Annotated in this window: 15 protein-coding genes and 3 tRNA genes; 13 read left to right on the forward strand and 5 right to left on the reverse strand. The window is 39.9% G+C overall.

The window, feature by feature from the left end; translation table 11 throughout:
• The first annotated feature begins 78 nt into the window (after positions 1-78).
• Together PNIG_RS00630 and PNIG_RS00635 are read left to right on the forward strand one after the other, a co-directional pair.
• Entirely contained in the window at positions 79-447 is a 369-nt protein-coding gene (locus PNIG_RS00630; protein ID WP_011326846.1) for a YacL family protein, read from the forward strand.
• Positions 448-553: 106 nt separating this feature from the next.
• A complete protein-coding gene (locus PNIG_RS00635) occupies positions 554-1,177 on the forward strand; it encodes a dUTP diphosphatase (RefSeq protein WP_086994344.1) in 624 nt (207 codons plus the stop codon).
• Positions 1,178-1,192: 15 nt separating this feature from the next.
• Here the strand turns inward: PNIG_RS00635 and yrfG are convergent, their stop codons facing one another.
• Positions 1,193-1,840 (reverse strand): GMP/IMP nucleotidase, encoded by a 648-nt coding sequence (gene yrfG / locus PNIG_RS00640; RefSeq protein ID WP_011326848.1) that lies wholly within the window; start codon positions 1,838-1,840, stop codon positions 1,193-1,195.
• 62 nt (positions 1,841-1,902) lie between these two features.
• Here yrfG and nudE point away from each other — a divergent pair, with 62 nt between their 5' ends.
• The 7 genes from nudE (at position 1,903) to PNIG_RS00675 (ending at position 6,452) form a co-directional block, all read left to right on the forward strand.
• Entirely contained in the window at positions 1,903-2,475 is a 573-nt protein-coding gene (nudE, locus tag PNIG_RS00645; RefSeq protein WP_089368921.1) for an ADP compounds hydrolase NudE, read from the forward strand.
• Positions 2,468-3,253 (forward strand): 3'(2'),5'-bisphosphate nucleotidase CysQ, encoded by a 786-nt coding sequence (gene cysQ, locus PNIG_RS00650; RefSeq protein ID WP_011326850.1) that lies wholly within the window; start codon positions 2,468-2,470, stop codon positions 3,251-3,253. Before nudE ends, cysQ begins: the two co-directional genes overlap by 8 nt.
• A gap of 152 nt (positions 3,254-3,405) precedes the next feature.
• Positions 3,406-3,482 (forward strand) — tRNA-Met (locus tag PNIG_RS00655).
• A gap of 195 nt (positions 3,483-3,677) precedes the next feature.
• A tRNA-Met gene (locus PNIG_RS00660) sits at positions 3,678-3,754 on the forward strand.
• 172 nt (positions 3,755-3,926) lie between these two features.
• Positions 3,927-4,003 (forward strand) — tRNA-Met (locus PNIG_RS00665).
• 289 nt (positions 4,004-4,292) lie between these two features.
• Positions 4,293-4,907 carry a trimeric intracellular cation channel family protein gene (locus PNIG_RS00670; RefSeq protein ID WP_011326851.1) on the forward strand — a complete coding sequence of 205 codons (615 nt, stop codon included), beginning with the start codon at positions 4,293-4,295 and terminating at the stop codon, positions 4,905-4,907.
• A gap of 33 nt (positions 4,908-4,940) precedes the next feature.
• On the forward strand, positions 4,941-6,452 hold the full coding sequence (locus PNIG_RS00675) for a YifB family Mg chelatase-like AAA ATPase (RefSeq protein ID WP_089367560.1): 1,512 nt from the start codon (positions 4,941-4,943) through the stop codon (positions 6,450-6,452).
• On the opposite strand, the gene PNIG_RS00680 is transcribed toward PNIG_RS00675, so the two are convergent.
• A complete protein-coding gene (locus PNIG_RS00680) occupies positions 6,449-7,168 on the reverse strand; it encodes a response regulator transcription factor (protein WP_011326853.1) in 720 nt (239 codons plus the stop codon). The two genes, PNIG_RS00675 and PNIG_RS00680, sit on opposite strands and share 4 nt — an antisense overlap.
• Positions 7,169-7,397: 229 nt before the next feature.
• Positions 7,398-9,899 (reverse strand): alpha/beta hydrolase family protein, encoded by a 2,502-nt coding sequence (locus tag PNIG_RS00685; protein ID WP_089367561.1) that lies wholly within the window; start codon positions 9,897-9,899, stop codon positions 7,398-7,400.
• An 84-nt stretch (positions 9,900-9,983) separates the two neighbouring features.
• Between PNIG_RS00685 and PNIG_RS00690 the strand changes: the two genes are divergently transcribed.
• Entirely contained in the window at positions 9,984-11,060 is a 1,077-nt protein-coding gene (locus PNIG_RS00690) for a hemolysin family protein (protein WP_089367562.1), read from the forward strand.
• 13 nt (positions 11,061-11,073) lie between these two features.
• Here the strand turns inward: PNIG_RS00690 and PNIG_RS00695 are convergent, their stop codons facing one another.
• A complete protein-coding gene (locus PNIG_RS00695) occupies positions 11,074-12,303 on the reverse strand; it encodes an EAL domain-containing response regulator (protein ID WP_041454312.1) in 1,230 nt (409 codons plus the stop codon).
• A 176-nt stretch (positions 12,304-12,479) separates the two neighbouring features.
• On the opposite strand from PNIG_RS00695, the gene PNIG_RS00700 reads away from it, so the two are divergent.
• Complete coding sequence (locus tag PNIG_RS00700; protein WP_011326857.1) at positions 12,480-13,496, forward strand: metalloprotease; 1,017 nt, start codon at positions 12,480-12,482, stop codon at positions 13,494-13,496.
• Between the two features lie 58 nt (positions 13,497-13,554).
• On the opposite strand, the gene PNIG_RS00705 is transcribed toward PNIG_RS00700, so the two are convergent.
• Positions 13,555-14,865 carry a short-chain fatty acid transporter gene (locus PNIG_RS00705; RefSeq protein ID WP_089367563.1) on the reverse strand — a complete coding sequence of 437 codons (1,311 nt, stop codon included), beginning with the start codon at positions 14,863-14,865 and terminating at the stop codon, positions 13,555-13,557.
• A gap of 179 nt (positions 14,866-15,044) precedes the next feature.
• On the opposite strand from PNIG_RS00705, the gene PNIG_RS00710 reads away from it, so the two are divergent.
• Positions 15,045-16,115, forward strand: a complete 1,071-nt coding sequence (locus PNIG_RS00710; RefSeq protein WP_011326859.1) for a potassium channel family protein — start codon at positions 15,045-15,047, stop codon at positions 16,113-16,115.
• On the forward strand, positions 16,112-16,315 hold the full coding sequence (locus PNIG_RS00715; RefSeq protein WP_011326860.1) for a PLDc N-terminal domain-containing protein: 204 nt from the start codon (positions 16,112-16,114) through the stop codon (positions 16,313-16,315). Before PNIG_RS00710 ends, PNIG_RS00715 begins: the two co-directional genes overlap by 4 nt.
• The last annotated feature ends 26 nt before the right edge of the window (positions 16,316-16,341 follow it).

Below are 16,341 nucleotides of genomic sequence, written 5' to 3' on the forward strand. Positions count from 1 at the left end.
TTGGCGCTATTTTGCTTTTTAGCGTCTGCAGCTATTTACGTATATAATTGCGCAACTAACGATTTAAAAGCGATACGTATGGAATATCAATTTATTCGCGATCCAATTAGCGGATTACGCATTAAAATAAGTAGCGAGCATGCCATAATTGGCCGCTGGTTAAACGAAGAAATAGGCAAAGATAAAATAGCTATGGTGCAAGCGCTTATTGCATCGGTGAGTTCAAGCTTTGAGCCTTTAACGCTAAAGGGCCAAGAAATAGATTTAATTTTAACGAAAGACGAAGCTCTATTTGAAGCCCATGCTCTGCACCAAGACAGTGAAGATCTTATGGCTTATCAAGACGACGATTTAATGCTTGAAGAAAATGGCCTAAGCAGTGGTTGTGGTTTTGAAGATTTTATAGACCTAATAAACTCATGGCATGAGTTTACGACTTCAAGATAAACATAGTTAGCACGCTAATGAAAATATACAGCAATGCACAACAAGCATTTTATCTGTATTATTACACTAATGAAAATTTAGCTAATCAAAAACGACAGGAATTGATATGTCTGCCAATTTAAACAAACTAGTAGTGATGCTAGAAATGCAAAATGCCATGAATACCAAAGTACATGACCAATGGTTTAGCCAAGGGTTTGATTGGTACAGAGCCATTTGGGTTGAGTGTGCAGAAATGCTCGATCATTACGGTTGGAAATGGTGGAAAAAACAAACGCCTGATACCGAACAAGTTATTTTAGAGTTAGTGGATATTTTTCATTTTGGCTTGTCACTCAGAATTGACGGTATCACCAGCTACGAAAAAATAGCTAAACAGCTTGAGCTAGAATTAAGCACTGCCCATCAAGCCGATGACTTTAAGCAAACACTGGAAGTATTGGCGGCATCTGCTGTCGCAGATAAAACTTTTAATGCGGCTGCTTTTGCAGGTTGTATGGCACAAATAGGTATGAATATTGACGATTTATACCGAGGTTATGTAGGTAAAAATACCTTAAACTTTTTCCGCCAAGATCATGGCTATAAAGATGGCAGTTACATTAAAGTGTGGGATGGCCAAGAAGATAACGAGCATTTAGTAGAAGTTGTTAAAAGCCTTAATACCGAACATGCAGATTTTGCAAAATTAGTGTACGAAGGCTTAGAGGCACGATATCCAACAAAATAGTTTGCGCTAAAATAATTAAATTAGCTTGCGATAGTCGGTAACATTTAAGTAATCGGCTATATCGTTATGTGGTTGTTGGCTGTCTGGGTTAGCAACCGCAAGCAAGTGTTCAATACCGTATTGGCGTGCAGCGTTGAGTACAGGAACACTATCATCAACAAAAAGCGTACGGCTTTTGTTAAATCCTAAGTCACTTTGCACCTGTTGCCATAAGCTTTGCTGCTCTTTACTTACCCCATATTCATGAGTCGATACGACTCCATCTAAGTAGTTATCAATTGCAGTTTGCTCAAATTTAAGCATTACACACTCAGGGTGGGCGTTAGTAAGTAAAATTAACTCTTTACCTGCTTTTTTAAGTTCAGTTAAAAAGTACGGCACATCGTCGCGCACTTTTATTAAGTGCTTAGACTGTCGCTTTAGTTCCATAATAGGCAGGTTTAACTGTTGCTCCCAATAATCTGAGCAGTACCATTGTATTTTTCCGCTAACGGCTTGGTAGCGTTTTGAAATATCAGCTTGCGCTGCTTCAAAGCTAATATTTTTTGCTAATGCGTGCTGTTGTGGAATAACGTTAAGCCAAAAATGGCTATCGTAATGTAAATCGAGTAATGTTCCATCCATATCGAGTAAAACTGTATCGATTTTTGACCAATTTAGCATGGGCTTTTCCCTGTGAAAAGTTTATGATTAAGCACAACTGCCATGATAGCAAATTAACGCCAATGACACAGAAAAAGCACCCTATACCACCGCAAATCCTCAGTAATAAAGTTGTAGCTAAAAGTCGCTTATTTACCGTGGAATCTTTAGAACTTAAATTCTCTAATAACGAAGAACGTCAATATGAGCGAATTCGTGGCGGCGGGCGAGGTGCAGTAATGATTGTGCCGTTAACTAAAGATAACGAATTACTACTAGTGCGAGAATATTGCGCTGGTACTAACGACTATCAACTGGGTTTTCCTAAAGGGTTAATTGACCCAGGTGAAACACCAGAGCAAGCCGCTAATCGCGAACTTAAAGAAGAAGTTGGTTTTGGTGCAGATTACCTAAAACGATTAAAAGCGGTATCTATAGCGCCAAGTCATTTTAATACCACCATGCACATTATGGTCGCTAAACAATTGTATTCACAAACATTGCCCGGTGATGAGCCAGAGCCACTGGTCGTTGTTAAGTGGTCATTAACCGATTGGCGGTCATTATTAACACAAGACGATTTTACCGAAGCACGCAGTGTAGCTGCTTTATTATTATTAGATCAGTATTTAGCATCAGGAGTCATTGATGAATAAATTACTAGAGCCTTGTATATTATTGGCTGAGCGTGCTGGTGATGCCATTATGGCTATTTATAAAAATGGTGATATTGGCAAAGAGCAAAAGCTAGACAACACACCAGTTACTAAAGCTGATCTTGCTGCTAACGACGTACTTGTGGCTGGTTTAGAGGCATTAGCACCCAATATTCCTATTATGTCAGAAGAAACACCGATCCCAGCATTAGCCGATAGGCAGCATTGGCAACGTTATTGGTTACTTGATCCTATGGATGGTACCGGAGAATTTATTTTAGAAAGTGGCGACTTTGCGGTAAATATAGCACTCATTGAGAATAACCAACCTGTGCTGGGAGTTATTCATTGGCCAACAAAAGGGGTAACCTATTTTGCGAGCGCCGATAATGGGGCATTTAAGCGTAAAAATGGTAGCGATAAGCAAATATTTGTAGCCTCACCCGATAACTTAACGGTTGCTGTGAGCCGCCGTCAAAAAATTGAAGCAGTGAGCCAATACCTTAACGCCCAATTTACTACTGTTGCTTTAGGGTCATGCTCTTTAAAAGCATGTATTGTTGCAGAGGGAAAGGCCGACTGTTTTTTGAGAATAGGCCCCACTGGTGAGTGGGATACGGGCGCATCACAAATTATAGTTGAGCAAGCTGGCGGCAGTATTACCGATGCAGAGTTTAACCCACTAACTTATAACCAGCGTGAAAGTACTGAAAACCCAGACTTCATTGTAATGGGGCACCCTGATTGGGAGTGGCAAAAAATGATTAATCCACACTAAAGGGAATACTTACAACATCAACTGCTTGCTTTTTGTTCACTTGAACGATAATAATAACTAAAGCCTTGCATTATATGTTTATTCCTATATAGTAGCGCTCTCTTCAAGGCAGGCTCGTAAATATTACGGATTTGTTTTAAAGAAATTACAGGCGCGGGATGGAGCAGTCTGGTAGCTCGTCGGGCTCATAACCCGAAGGTCGTCGGTTCAAATCCGGCTCCCGCAACCAATTTCCTTTAGAGGATTGAGGTTACTGTAAATGTTAGTTAAGGAAAAGCTTGTTGGTCTCAGCTCTTCATTAGCCAGCAAAGGTAGTCGTTTTAAATTCGGCTCCCGCAACCAATTTCCTTTAGAGGATTGAGGTTACTGTAAACTCTAGCTTAAGAGTTAAAATAAAGTAGTCGATAGACTTAAAATATACAGGCGCGGGATGGAGCAGTCTGGTAGCTCGTCGGGCTCATAACCCGAAGGTCGTCGGTTCAAATCCGGCTCCCGCAACCAATTTCCTTTAGAGGATTGAGGTTACTGTAAATGTTAGTTAATGAAAACTTGTCGGTCTCAGCTCTTCATTAGCCAGCAAAGGTAGTCGTTATAAATTAGGCTCCCGCAACCAATTTTTAATTGGAAGCTAAGTTGTAATGTAAGCAACTTTAAATAAGTATACAATTTCAGGCGCGGGATGGAGCAGTCTGGTAGCTCGTCGGGCTCATAACCCGAAGGTCGTCGGTTCAAATCCGGCTCCCGCAACCACTGAAATAAATAAGAATAAACAGACACTCTTAAAGAGTGTTTTTTTATGTCTAAAATTTGGCGAATGACTTACAACCCAAAAGCCGTCGCTTTACTGTTTACCACGTTCAATTGGCTAATCAGGAAGGAGTAATAAACGGCTATAAAGGTTAATTTAACTCATAGGGTTTATAGGTTAGTTTTGAATATAAAAGGAACTTAGCAGCTTAATTAGTGCTAAAAGTAGTTATTTTTTTAAACTTAGCGTAGCTTATGTAGCAATAACGTAAATATTTTAGCAAGAGTAGGCATGACAGAACTTTACCACTGGTTTGATTTAATAGGTGTTGCAGTATTTGCCATATCGGGCACCTTGGTAGCGTATGAAAAGAAGATGGATGGCTTTGGTGTTGTTGTACTTGCTACCGTAACCGCTATCGGCGGAGGAACTGTTCGCGATGTGATATTAAATGTTCCGGTATTTTGGCTGCACGACCAAAGTTATTTTGCTGCAATTTTAGCTGCAATACTACTAACAACGCGACTAATAAATAAGCAAAGAACCATACCCCACTATAACTTACAAATTGCCGATGCGTTTGGTTTAGCTTTTTTTGCCGTGATGGGCACACAAAAAGCATTGCTTGCCGGTATGCCAGATATGACAGCAGTGATTATGGGGGTTATTACTGGATGTTTTGGTGGCCTAATTCGTGATGTACTTGCCCGAGAGATCCCCATGCTGTTAAAGGGCGAGCTTTATGCAACCACCTGTATAGCAGGGGGAATAGTGTACACCTTGTGTATTAACTTTTCGCTTATCGTTGAAGTTGCGATGATTTTGAGTATGTTGATGACTCTATTACTGCGTTTTGCAGCCATAAAATGGGGTATTGTATTACACGTTTTTAAATATCCCGACTAAACTAAAGCTAAAGGGTATTTATTAGGATAGGGAATGTCGTTAGCTCGCATATATTCTCGTGCTCAGGTGGGCATAAATGCCCCCGAAGTGATTGTTGAGGTGCATTTAGGTAATGGTTTGCCTGCTTTTCATATTGTCGGTTTGCCCGAGGCTTCGGTTAAAGAATCTAAAGACAGAGTGCGTAGCGCACTTGAAAATTCTAAGTTTGGTTTTCCCGATCAACGTATTACTGTTAATTTAGCCCCTGCCGATTTACCAAAAGACGGTGGCCGATTCGATCTTGCTATTGCCGTAGGTATTTTAGTCGCCTCAGGGCAAATAGTGTGCTCTGACATTCATAAATATGAGTTTTATGGGGAGCTGGCACTTAACGGTGAGATACGTGGCGTAAATGCTATTTTGCCCTCGGTGCTTGCTGCTAAAGAGCAGGACCGTTGCTGTTTTTTACCACTGGCAAATGATAGCTTAGCCAGTTTAGTTAACGGGGTTAAACGCAAAGCCGTAAGCTCTATTGCAGAAGTGTGGGGCGATTTACTTAATCAGCAACCACTGCCGTTAAATATACAATACCCAGATTGTACGCAAGCTCCTGATTTTTTGCTTGATTTAAGTGATGTGAAAGGCCAGCCTGGGGCAAAGCGAGTACTCGAAATTGCCGCTGCAGGAGGCCATAACTTACTATTTTTAGGACCCCCTGGTACGGGTAAGTCAATGCTGGCTCAACGTATGGCAACCATTATGCCAACCATGTCAGATGATGAAGCAATTGCTACTGCGGCGCTTTATTCTATTATTGGCCAGTCGATTGATTTAACTAATTGGCGACAACGGCCATTTCGCAATCCTCACCATACCTGCTCTGCCGTTGCATTAGTCGGTGGCTCGTCAAACCCTAAACCGGGTGAAATTTCATTGGCGCATAATGGCGTGCTTTTTTTAGATGAGTTGCCAGAGTTCGAACGTAAAGTGCTCGATTCGCTGCGTGAACCTATGGAAACTGGTACTGTCACTATTTCGCGTGCGGCAAGGCAAATGGAGTTTCCGGCGCAGTTTCAGCTTATTACGGCGCTAAACCCCAGCCCTACAGGTTGCCATAATGATAAGCGGGCAACGCCTGATCAAGTAATGCGTTATTTGTCGCGTGTTTCGGGGCCGTTTATTGACCGTATTGACTTACAAATTGAATTACCAAGGCTAACGAGTGTTGAGTTACAAAGTAGCAAACCCGAAGAAACCAGTGCAGTAGTAAGAGCGCGAGTAGAGGCTGCTTATTATTTGCAGCTAAAACGCCAAGGTAAAGTGAATGCGCGGTTAAACAATAAAGAAATGAGTATACATTGTGATCTCGCTTCCACTGAGTTGCAGTTTTTAGCCAGAGCGAGTGAAAAACTGGCATTATCGCCACGCTCATACCATAGAATAATTAAAGTAGCGCGTACTATTAGTGATTTAAAAGGGGCGGAGCGTATTAGCTTAAATGAGCTAAAAGAAGCACTTAACTACCGCGCCTTTGAGCGCTTACTAGCGCAATTAACTAAGTACTAAATAGAGAGCATATAACCTTTGCCGCGTACGGTAACAATGCGCTTTTGATCTTTTTCATCATTTAATTTTTTACGCAAACGGCCAATTAACACATCAACAGTACGATCGTTTGGGCTCCAATCAGGCTGGCCTATTTCTTCAGATATTTTTTCGCGAGAAGTTGCTTTACCTGCGTTACCAATTAAACAAATAAGTACTTTATGTTCCGCTTCGGTTAAGCGCGATTCAGCACCTGTAGCTGTAATTAGTGTGCGGTTGTCGGGGTGTAATTTAAAGTCGGCATATTCTATAAACTCTTCGCCGTTATCATCGTTTTTATCATTGTCTGAATTTAAGTGTGCAATGCGTTTATATAAAGCACGCATGCGCAGCTCTAGTTCAAGTAAGTCTACGGGTTTGCATATGTAGTCGTCTGCGCCTTGGGCAAGGCCAGCAATGCGATCGGCCTGTGAATCACGGCTCGATAATAAAATTACGCCAATATCGGTAAGAGTATTTAGCTCTTTTGCAAGTTGTAAGCCGTCGCGCTTTGGTAAAACAATATCAATAATGGCTAATGAAAAAGCACCGCGCAAATTAACTCGCGACCTTATAGTGCTCAGTGCATCGGCGCCAGTAGGGTCAACTTCTATTGTAAACTCGGTATTTGTAAAATGATTTTGGATGCGTTTAACGAGTAATTCGTCGTCCTCAACCAATAAAACATGAATAGTCATAATACTTTATTGTTAATGCTTATAGTTTTCTATGGTAGCACCATTAAGTAAAGGCTGAGAAGGGCGTTTATTGTTTTTAAGTAAGCTAATGTTTCAAAAGTAGTTAATAAGTTTACAGTTTAGAAAATTTAGCACCTTTAGGGTTTTATTAAAGGTGCTATTTAGCCTGCTGTACTCAGAATAAATATCTTAATCTAAGTTCACTTAATTATTAAAAACAATTTAGCGACTAGTCGTTAGGGTAAAGATAATCCCACCATTGTGGCTCATTTTTAAGTTTTTTATCAAAATAAGCTAGCATGGTATTCCACCAATCAAAACGTTTGTCGCGGGCAATAATTTGATGGTTCGCACCTTTGTATTCTATTAACTCTACATCTTTATTAAGTAATTTAAGTGCAGTGTACATAGTTAAGCTTTCGCCAACGGGTACGTTAGTATCACTGTCACCATGAATGAGTAGCATAGGCGTGGTTACTTTATCGGCATTAAATACCGGGCTATGTTTACTATAAAGCTCGGGGTTATTCCACGGAAAGCTGTTTTTAGACGCTTCGCCAGAATATAAGTAGCCCCACCATCCTTCACCCCAGTAAGATGTGAGGTTAGAAATACCAGCATGAGAAATCGATGCGCTAAATAAGTCGGTTTTAGTTGCTAAATGCATAGTCATAAAACCACCGTAAGAGGCACCTAGGTTGCCTACCTTTTTGCTGTCTACATAGTTGTATTTATTTAAAAATGCCTGCGTGCCTGCAATTATATCGTCGCTGGTGTAGTTGCCCCACGCATTAACGTGCTGCGCCGAAAACTTTTGCCCAAAGCCGGTAGCGCCTGTTGGCTGTATTACATAAACCACATACCCGTTTGCCGCCCATAAATTAAACGGATAACGTCCAGTAAAGCCTCGTGTCACTGGCGATGTGCCGCCATAGTAATAAACTAGCGCTGGGTGTTTTTTAGTTTTATCAAGATTATTTGGGATGTAAACACGCCCTGAAATTTCAACGCCATTTTTATTAGTGAAATTAAATTCTTCGAGAGTTGGAATTTGTGTATTTGCATAGCTAAGTGGCTTTGAATCCCAGACTATTTTAGCGGTGTTTTTACTTATATTAAACCGCTTTAATTGTTGTGGACTAGAAGCCGTGGTGCCACTGAGTAATATTTCAATGTTGCGCTCGTTTGAGTAGCTAAACTGCTCAACAATATCTAAACCAGTATTTAATTTTTTAAAGCGCTGCTTACTTAAATCAAATAGGTAGAGCGGTTGGGTGTCGTGCTCAGTAACCTTTAGCAATGCGTCGCCATTGTTTAAAACACTCAGTCTTCCAATTGCCGGATCAAACTGTTTACTGAGTGCTTTAACGTTTTTTCCGCCGTCTGTAAGCAGGTAAAGTTGACCGTCGTAGTTATTCGCTAGCATTTCTTTTGGCAATGCTCTACCTGCCCCATTTTTAAAGTCGGGACCTGCAACAACATACACATCTTTATTGGCGTACTTGGCCTGATTAAAAGTTTTAAATTTACCCAAAGAAGTAAGCTTATTTGATTTTAAATCAAGCTCTACTAGTTCTGTTTCTGGGTGAGTTGACGCTTGCATAGCGACTACAGGGCGGCTCATTAATAGTTTACCGCGCTTATTGTTAAAGTCTTCAAAGCTATGCGAAAGTGGCCCTTGGCTAAGTGTTTTTATTAAACCACTTTGCGTATCAAGCATATAAACTTGGCTTACTGAACGTGCGTATGACCAGCGATCTTGTAACCCTTTATAATGCTTCGTGAGTTTGTCATTACCCTTGTCAGATGCAGGGTTAGACCAACTAAATATTACACTGTGCTCGTTATAAAAGGTAAAACCGCTAGCGCCTTCTAAGCGAGTAGAGAGGGTTTTTATTGATAAATTTTTACGGTTAAGTTGTTTTAATTCACCATTTAGTAAATACACTAAAAAGCGGTTGTCTGGGCTCCAAATAAGGTTGCTTGGTTGTTCTGCCTCAAAGCGATACAGTGTTTGATTGTCGGTGTTTTTAAGTTCAGTTACATTGTTTGCTTGATTTAGTGTTTTATCATTAAAGCGGCGCGTTGTCGTAATATAGTGCTCTGAGTTTGGCGCTAATGATAAGCCGCTAATAGTGGGAGCATCAAATAATTGTTTTGCCGATAAACGCTTAGTTTGTGAAGTACTAAGGGTAATGTTATCGCTCGGTGTTTTTGGTGCAAAGTCGAGTATTACATCGTGCCAATTTGCAACTTGTTGCGCAACAATAATAGCAGTATGACTACCATTATTTAAGGCGAGTTTGTAGCTGCTGTTGTCTGCCTTTTGCAATTCGCCATTTATAAACAATTGCCCTTGTTCAATGCCTTTTAAGGTTAACGTACCTTGGCTAAAACGCGTGGTTTCTATATTAAACTTAAGTGCCTGTAAGCCGCCTAAAGTGAGTGCATTTATTTTATTAAATGGTTGCCAGCTGTGTTTTTTGTCAAACACCGAAAAGTTAGCTACGGGGAGTTGTAGCTGGGGTAATAAGTTACTAATTATGCTATCGCTTTGGGCCGTTTGAAAAGGCTTTAATTGCATGTTTTCAGCCAGTGGACCAATAAATTGAATTTTAGATTTATCAAGCGGCACTGCAAACGCGGCAAAACTTAAGCTGCTAAGAGTAAAAAGGGCAAAGGAGTGTTTAAATAGTTTATTGCTATGACGCCAAAGTGCGTTAAGTTTCATTATTATACCTATTATTATTGAGTCTTTGGCCAAATATAGCATGTATTGTTATCATGCCCATATATTCAACTAAGCGGAGAGCAAATGACATTACTGATAGTTTATATGGTCGTTGCCATTGTTATTTCATTTTTATGCTCAGTAATGGAAGCCGTGCTGTTAAGCATTTCACCTAGTTATGTTGCATTACTGCGTAAAAAGCAGCCTGTATTAGCTAAGCAGCTCGAAAAGCTAAAAAATAATATTGATCAGCCATTAGCGGCTATTTTAACGCTTAATACGGTGGCGCATACCGCCGGAGCCGCTGGAGTTGGGGCGCAAGCAGCTATTGTATTTTCGGATGCAGCAGTAGGGGTTGCCTCTGCAGTGATGACTTTATTTGTGCTGGTGTTTTCTGAAATTATACCTAAAACGTTAGGGGCAAACTATTGGCGAGTACTTACCCCAAGTGTGACTTACTGTTTACGCTTTTTAGTTATATTGCTTAAACCTTTTGTATGGCTTGCACAAAAGCTGACAAATTTAATGGGACCAAAGCATGACCAAGCCTATTATATTCGCCAAGAAATAGAAGCCATGGCCGATATAGGCACTGAGTCGGGGGCGCTGCACCAAGATGAGTCTGAAATAATTCGTAACTTATTACATTTTAGACATGCCAAATTATGCGATTTGATGACCCCACGTACAGTTATTTTTAAAGTTCATAAAGACTTAACCGTAAACGAATACTTGAACCTGCATGGTTCGTCGTCGTTTTCTCGAATATTAGTGTTTGATAAAGACACTGACGATATTATCGGCTTTGTGCATAAAAACGATATTATGTTGGCATGTCATCGCTTAGGTAGCGATTACAAAATTAGTAAACTAGTAAAGCCAATCTATACGGTTCCTAGTTCGCAAAATGCGTCGTCGTTGTTACAAACCTTATTAACAGACCGCACGCATATTTGTTTAGTGGTTGATGAGTATGGCGACGTACAGGGTATTGTTACGCTTGAGGACATGATTGAAGCACTAATGGGTTTAGAAATTGTAGATGAGCGCGATCAGTCCACTAATATGCGTGCGGTTGCGAAGCAGCGTTGGCATAAACGTTTGGCAAATAGTAAAAACTTAGTCACTGAAGAGGATAAACACCCTAGAGGAGACAACTAAAGAGGTCTCCTTATTAGCTTGGGGGTTTATAGTTAATGGTATTTCCTGTCACTTTAATCCAATATTGTGCCCAGTCTATAAATTCACTCTTAGATTTAGGACGACTAAATAAAAATCCCTGTATTGCTAAGCGAGTTTTGTAATGCCTTAAATAGGCAAGCTCTTCGGGGCGCTCAACCCCTTCTGCTACTAGTTCTAAATGCTCTTGATTGGTAATGTCGATGAGGGAGCTTACAACAACTTGAGAAAACTGATCTGTTTCTATATTACTAATAAGTGTGCGGTCTATTTTTATTTCGGTAAAGGGCAAGTTTTTAAGCTGGCTCATGTTAGTAAAGCCAACGCCAAAATCGTCAAGCGATAAACCAAAACCATGCATTCTTAAGCGGTTTAATGTTTCTAATTGGCTTAGGCTTGAAAGCGCATGTTGTTCGGTTATCTCAATAATAATATCACTAGGTTTAAGCTGGTTAAGTTTTAATATAAGTAATAGCTTATTTGGGCAGCTAAGATCGTTTAACTGCATGGGAGATAAGTTAAATGCCAGTTTTAAATTTTGTCCTAGCTGTTCTTTTATATTTTCGAAATCACTGGTGGCTTTTTCAAAGAGCGCAAATGTAATTTCATTAATTAGATCATGTTGCTCAGCAAGGCTAATAAAACGAGCTGGTAAAATTATACTACCGTCGGTATTTGACACAATACGCGCTAATACTTCAGCACTTTTTATTTTACTGGTATTAATACATATTTTAGGTTGATAAAACGGCGTTATTTCGTCATTTTTTAATGCGTTAATAAGCTCTGTTTTTGAAATAGCAGGTTCTTTTATTAAAGTGTGGCTATTTAAATAGGCAACTTTATTTAACAAGGAGCCTACTTGAGTTAATTGTACGGGCTTAGAAATATTACCGATAAGGTGAGCATTATGCTGCTTGGCTAAGTTGGCAGCTAAACTAATTACCTTATGCTCCATTTCAGAAATAATAATAATGGCGCCTTGGTAATTTAGCTCTCCTAAATGGCGTATTAGCTCCATGCCATCCATTTCAGGCATGTTTAAATCGGTAAAAATGGCATCAAAATAGTTTATGTCACGTTTAACTTTTTCTAGCGCTTTTGTAGCACTTAGGCAAGTGGTTATGGTTTCTGACATATCTAACTCAGCGAGGATTGCTTCCATTACAATTAAAATAGCTTTTGAGTCATCAACGACCAGAATATTAGGCACTACTTTTTTCACTGTTATCCCTTTCAATGCATAGTGTGTATTACTATAAAAGTAGTAGATTCTCATGTGTTTGTCATTCTTTTAATGTGTATATTAGCCGGCTAATAAAAAGTTGTTATTAATCATGCTCGCTCGTGTTTTTTAGCTGAGTCGGTATACTAGCGCTATTGTTTTAAACGGTTTTAATTATGATAAGAATAGAACTTAAGTTAGCCGATCAGCCCTTTACACTTATGGTTTCTGGGCAAAAAGTTGTGCAGATATTTCATAGTCAACAAGCTATTACTTTTGATAATCCCCGCGACAACTATTATCAATTTACTTTTGATAACAAACTAATAGGTATTGATAGCTCATTGGTAAATGAGCAGAGTATTTCGTTGTTTGTAAACGATGAGTTTGCTACGCAACTTGCTTTACCTGCAGCTACTGGCGGTGAAACTAAAAAAGGCTGGCTAGGATTGGCCGCACTTGGTTTTAAGCTATTTAAAAGTGCCAAAGTAATTAAGGTGGTGTTAGCGGGAGCGTCAGTTGCCGGCTATGCCTGGTTATTCAGTATTGAGTTTGCACTTATGCTTATTGCTTGCTTAGTGGTGCATGAATACGGCCATGTGCGTGCCATGCAATATTTTGGCATTAAAACCAAAGGCATTTATTTAATTCCGTTTGTAGGCGGGCTTGCAGTAAGTGATGATAAAATTACCACGCGTTGGCAAGATGTAGTGATTTCTTTAATGGGCCCCGCGTTTGGGCTTATAACGTCAGTATTAAGTTTAGTGTTGTACTACGCTACCGAAATGGAAATATTTGCCGGTGTTGCTGTGCTTAGCGCTTTACTTAACTTATTTAATTTACTGCCTATTTTACCGCTTGATGGTGGCCATGTATTAAAAAGTATTAGCTTTTCTATGCGCTCATGGGTCGGTTTAAGTGTGTGTTTATTGGGAGTACTGTTTGGTTTATGGCTCAGTTACACCTTTGGTTTAATGTTGTTGGTGTTCTTTTTGTTTATTGGTGCGCTGGAAATTGTATTTGAATGGCGCGGCAGACACACTTCACATTTAATGCCACTTGATAAGTATGGCCAAGGTTTTTCAGCGGTGATGTATGCGCTGGTGGTTGCCGGGCATATAGCCGTAATGATGCATTTTGCAGACTCAGAAAACCCCATTTTAAGCTTGCCAATGAAAATATTATCGAGCTAATCGTATTTAAAAGCAGGGCTGTAATTGCAGTCCTGCTTAATACATTATTTTTATACAGTTAATAAAAGCTCAACATTAAGGATATAAATACTCCAGTTACAAACAACTGCACTACACAAAATCCCATAATGTCTTTGGCTTTTAGGCCTGCTATAGCAAGTACAGGTAATGCCCAAAAAGGTTGAATTAAGTTAGTCCAGGCATCTCCCCAGGCTACTGCCATTGCAACTCGTGAGATGTCAGCGCCAAGCGCTTGCGCTGCGGGTATTACAATTGGCGCTTGTACCGCCCATTGTCCGCCGCCCGAAGGCACAAACATATTAACTAACCCGGCACTTATAAAACTAAAAAATGGCAAACTGTCTGCATCCGCTATGGCAATAAAACCGCTTGATATTTGCTGTGCTAGGCCACTATCAACCATTACCGCCATAATGCCGGCATAAAACGGAAATTGAATAACAATACCAGCACCACTAGGAATTGCCTGTTGTAAGCTATTGAGTAAGTTATGCGGTGTTTGATGTAAGGTTATAGCTAAAAACAAAAACAACGCAATTACGCTATTTAAGTTTAAACCGCCGCCGGCAACTAAAAAGTAATAACCTAAATAAGTTAACCCCAATACGCCAATTGTAATACCAAGCAATTTACTTTGCTCTAAGTGTTGGGCTGGCCTGGTAATATTAATTATTGCAGGGGAGGTACTTTTTAATAGTGCGGGGTCTATGTAAACACTTTCCTGGGCGCTTGGTAGCATGTAACGGTTAACTAGCGGCATAATAATAAATAACCCTACTAGTATGGCAATATTAAAGCCAGCAAATAGCGTTTGCTCAGTGCTAATAATCCCCATGCTTGATTGCAAAAAGTGCCCATCGGTGGCTATCGTCAATGGAATTGAGCCTGCTAACCCGCCATGCCACACTACAAAACCTGAGTAGGCGCTGGCAACTAATAAGCGGTAATCAACTCGGGTGTGTTTAGCAATGGCTTTGGCAAATAACGCGCCAATAACTAAGCCAAACCCCCAGTTAAGCCAACTAGCGAGTAGTGAAATAAGCGTTACTAATATAATTGCTTTTGGTGCAGTGTTAGCAAAGGTGGCGAGCTTTTCTAGTAACTTACTAATAGGTGGAGTGCTTGCCAACATATAGCCGGTAATTAACACCAGCAGCATTTGCATTGCAAAGCTAAGTAAGTTCCAAAAACCATCGCCCCACGCTTGCAGTACTTCAATACCGGTTGTTGGAGTAAACACGCTAGCGATAACTAAGGTAATAACACTTAGCAGTATTACAAATATAAAGGGATCAGGCAGGTAGCGCTCAACGAGCTTGGTAAAGGGAGTGGCTATTTTATTAAGCATAACTAGGACTGTTGTTAGTATTATTTGCAGGGTAATTAATCACGAAAAACATTAATTGGCAAACCGCATTTAGTCTTATGGGCGTTATGTTTAAATGAGAATAGTGAAAATATTGCTTAAACCAATAGCATAAAGTAACGTGTTGTTTATAGATAATTTACTAACTAAGACTTTGTATTATGCCGGTGATATTTAAAAGGCTAGTGTTACTTGTACGGGCTCATATAGATCAGTTGAGTTGGCAAGCAGTGGCACTGGCTATTTTGACTCATATGCTTTTAACATGGGGATTGTTATATATAGCAAATGAGCAAGCACTCACCTCCCTAACAACCTTTTTTTATTATTACACGGTAACCACTTCAACCGTAGGGTATGGCGATTTTAGCCCAACCACAGATTTAGGGCGTTGGGTGGTGGCTTTAATACAAATACCTTTTGGTTTAGCTTTATTTGGCGTTCTGTTAGGCAAAACAGGGCAAACAATAACTTACTTAATTAGGCGCGCTATGACTGGTGATAAAAACTTTGCTCACAGTAGCAACCATATTATTATTTTTGGTTGGCACGATACCCGTACTAAAAAAATGATTGATTACATTCTGGCCGACACTAAACGTACCGAACGGCGTATTTTACTTGCAGTAACTGAGCAAATGGAGCACCCATTTTTAAGTAACGAAAGTGTCGACTTTGTGCGGTTAAGTAGCTTTACCGATTTAGAGGAGCTAAAACGTGTAGCTATAAGCTACGCCGATAAAGTGATTATTGACGGCCAAGACGACGATCAAACCTTTACTACCGCATTGCGCATTAGCCGTTTAGTTAAAGATGATTGCCATATAAGCGCGCATTTTTTAGATGAAACAAAAGTAGATATGCTATTAGAGCATTGCCAAAATGTAGAATGCAGCAGTGTTAAATCGGCAGAAATACTCGTACGTTCAATGCAAGATCCAGGTTCGAGCCGAGTGCACGAAGAGCTACTATCAATTTTACATGGCGATACGCAGTTTAGCTTAGCCATTCCAGAGCAAAGCAAAGAGATGGAGTTTGGTACTTTGTTTCATCATTTTAAACATCAGCATGATGCTATTTTACTTGGTGTGGCACACAATTTAAGTGCACAAAATATGGATTTAAATCCGCCACTTGATTATAAAATTAACGCCGGCGACATTTTGCACTACATAGCAGTAGAGCGAGTATTAAGTCGTGAGGTTGACTGGCCGGCTTTGGCAAAAGCATGAACGAAGTTATATTTTTAATCATTCTTTTAATTGCCTATATTTTACCTGTGGTTATTGTACTCAATAGTAAGCGTACTCAAGGCCACGAAAAAAATGCTTGGTTAATTGGCATTGTATTTTTTTCGTGGTTAGGGCTTATTATGTATTTAGCCATAGTGCCTAAACATGGGCGTAAAAAAAGGCAAAATAAAAAGCCTTAAATATAAGGCTTTTTGGCAATAGGAAG

Source organism: Pseudoalteromonas nigrifaciens (genome assembly GCF_002221505.1).
GTDB classification, from domain to species: Bacteria; Pseudomonadota; Gammaproteobacteria; order Enterobacterales; family Alteromonadaceae; genus Pseudoalteromonas; species Pseudoalteromonas nigrifaciens.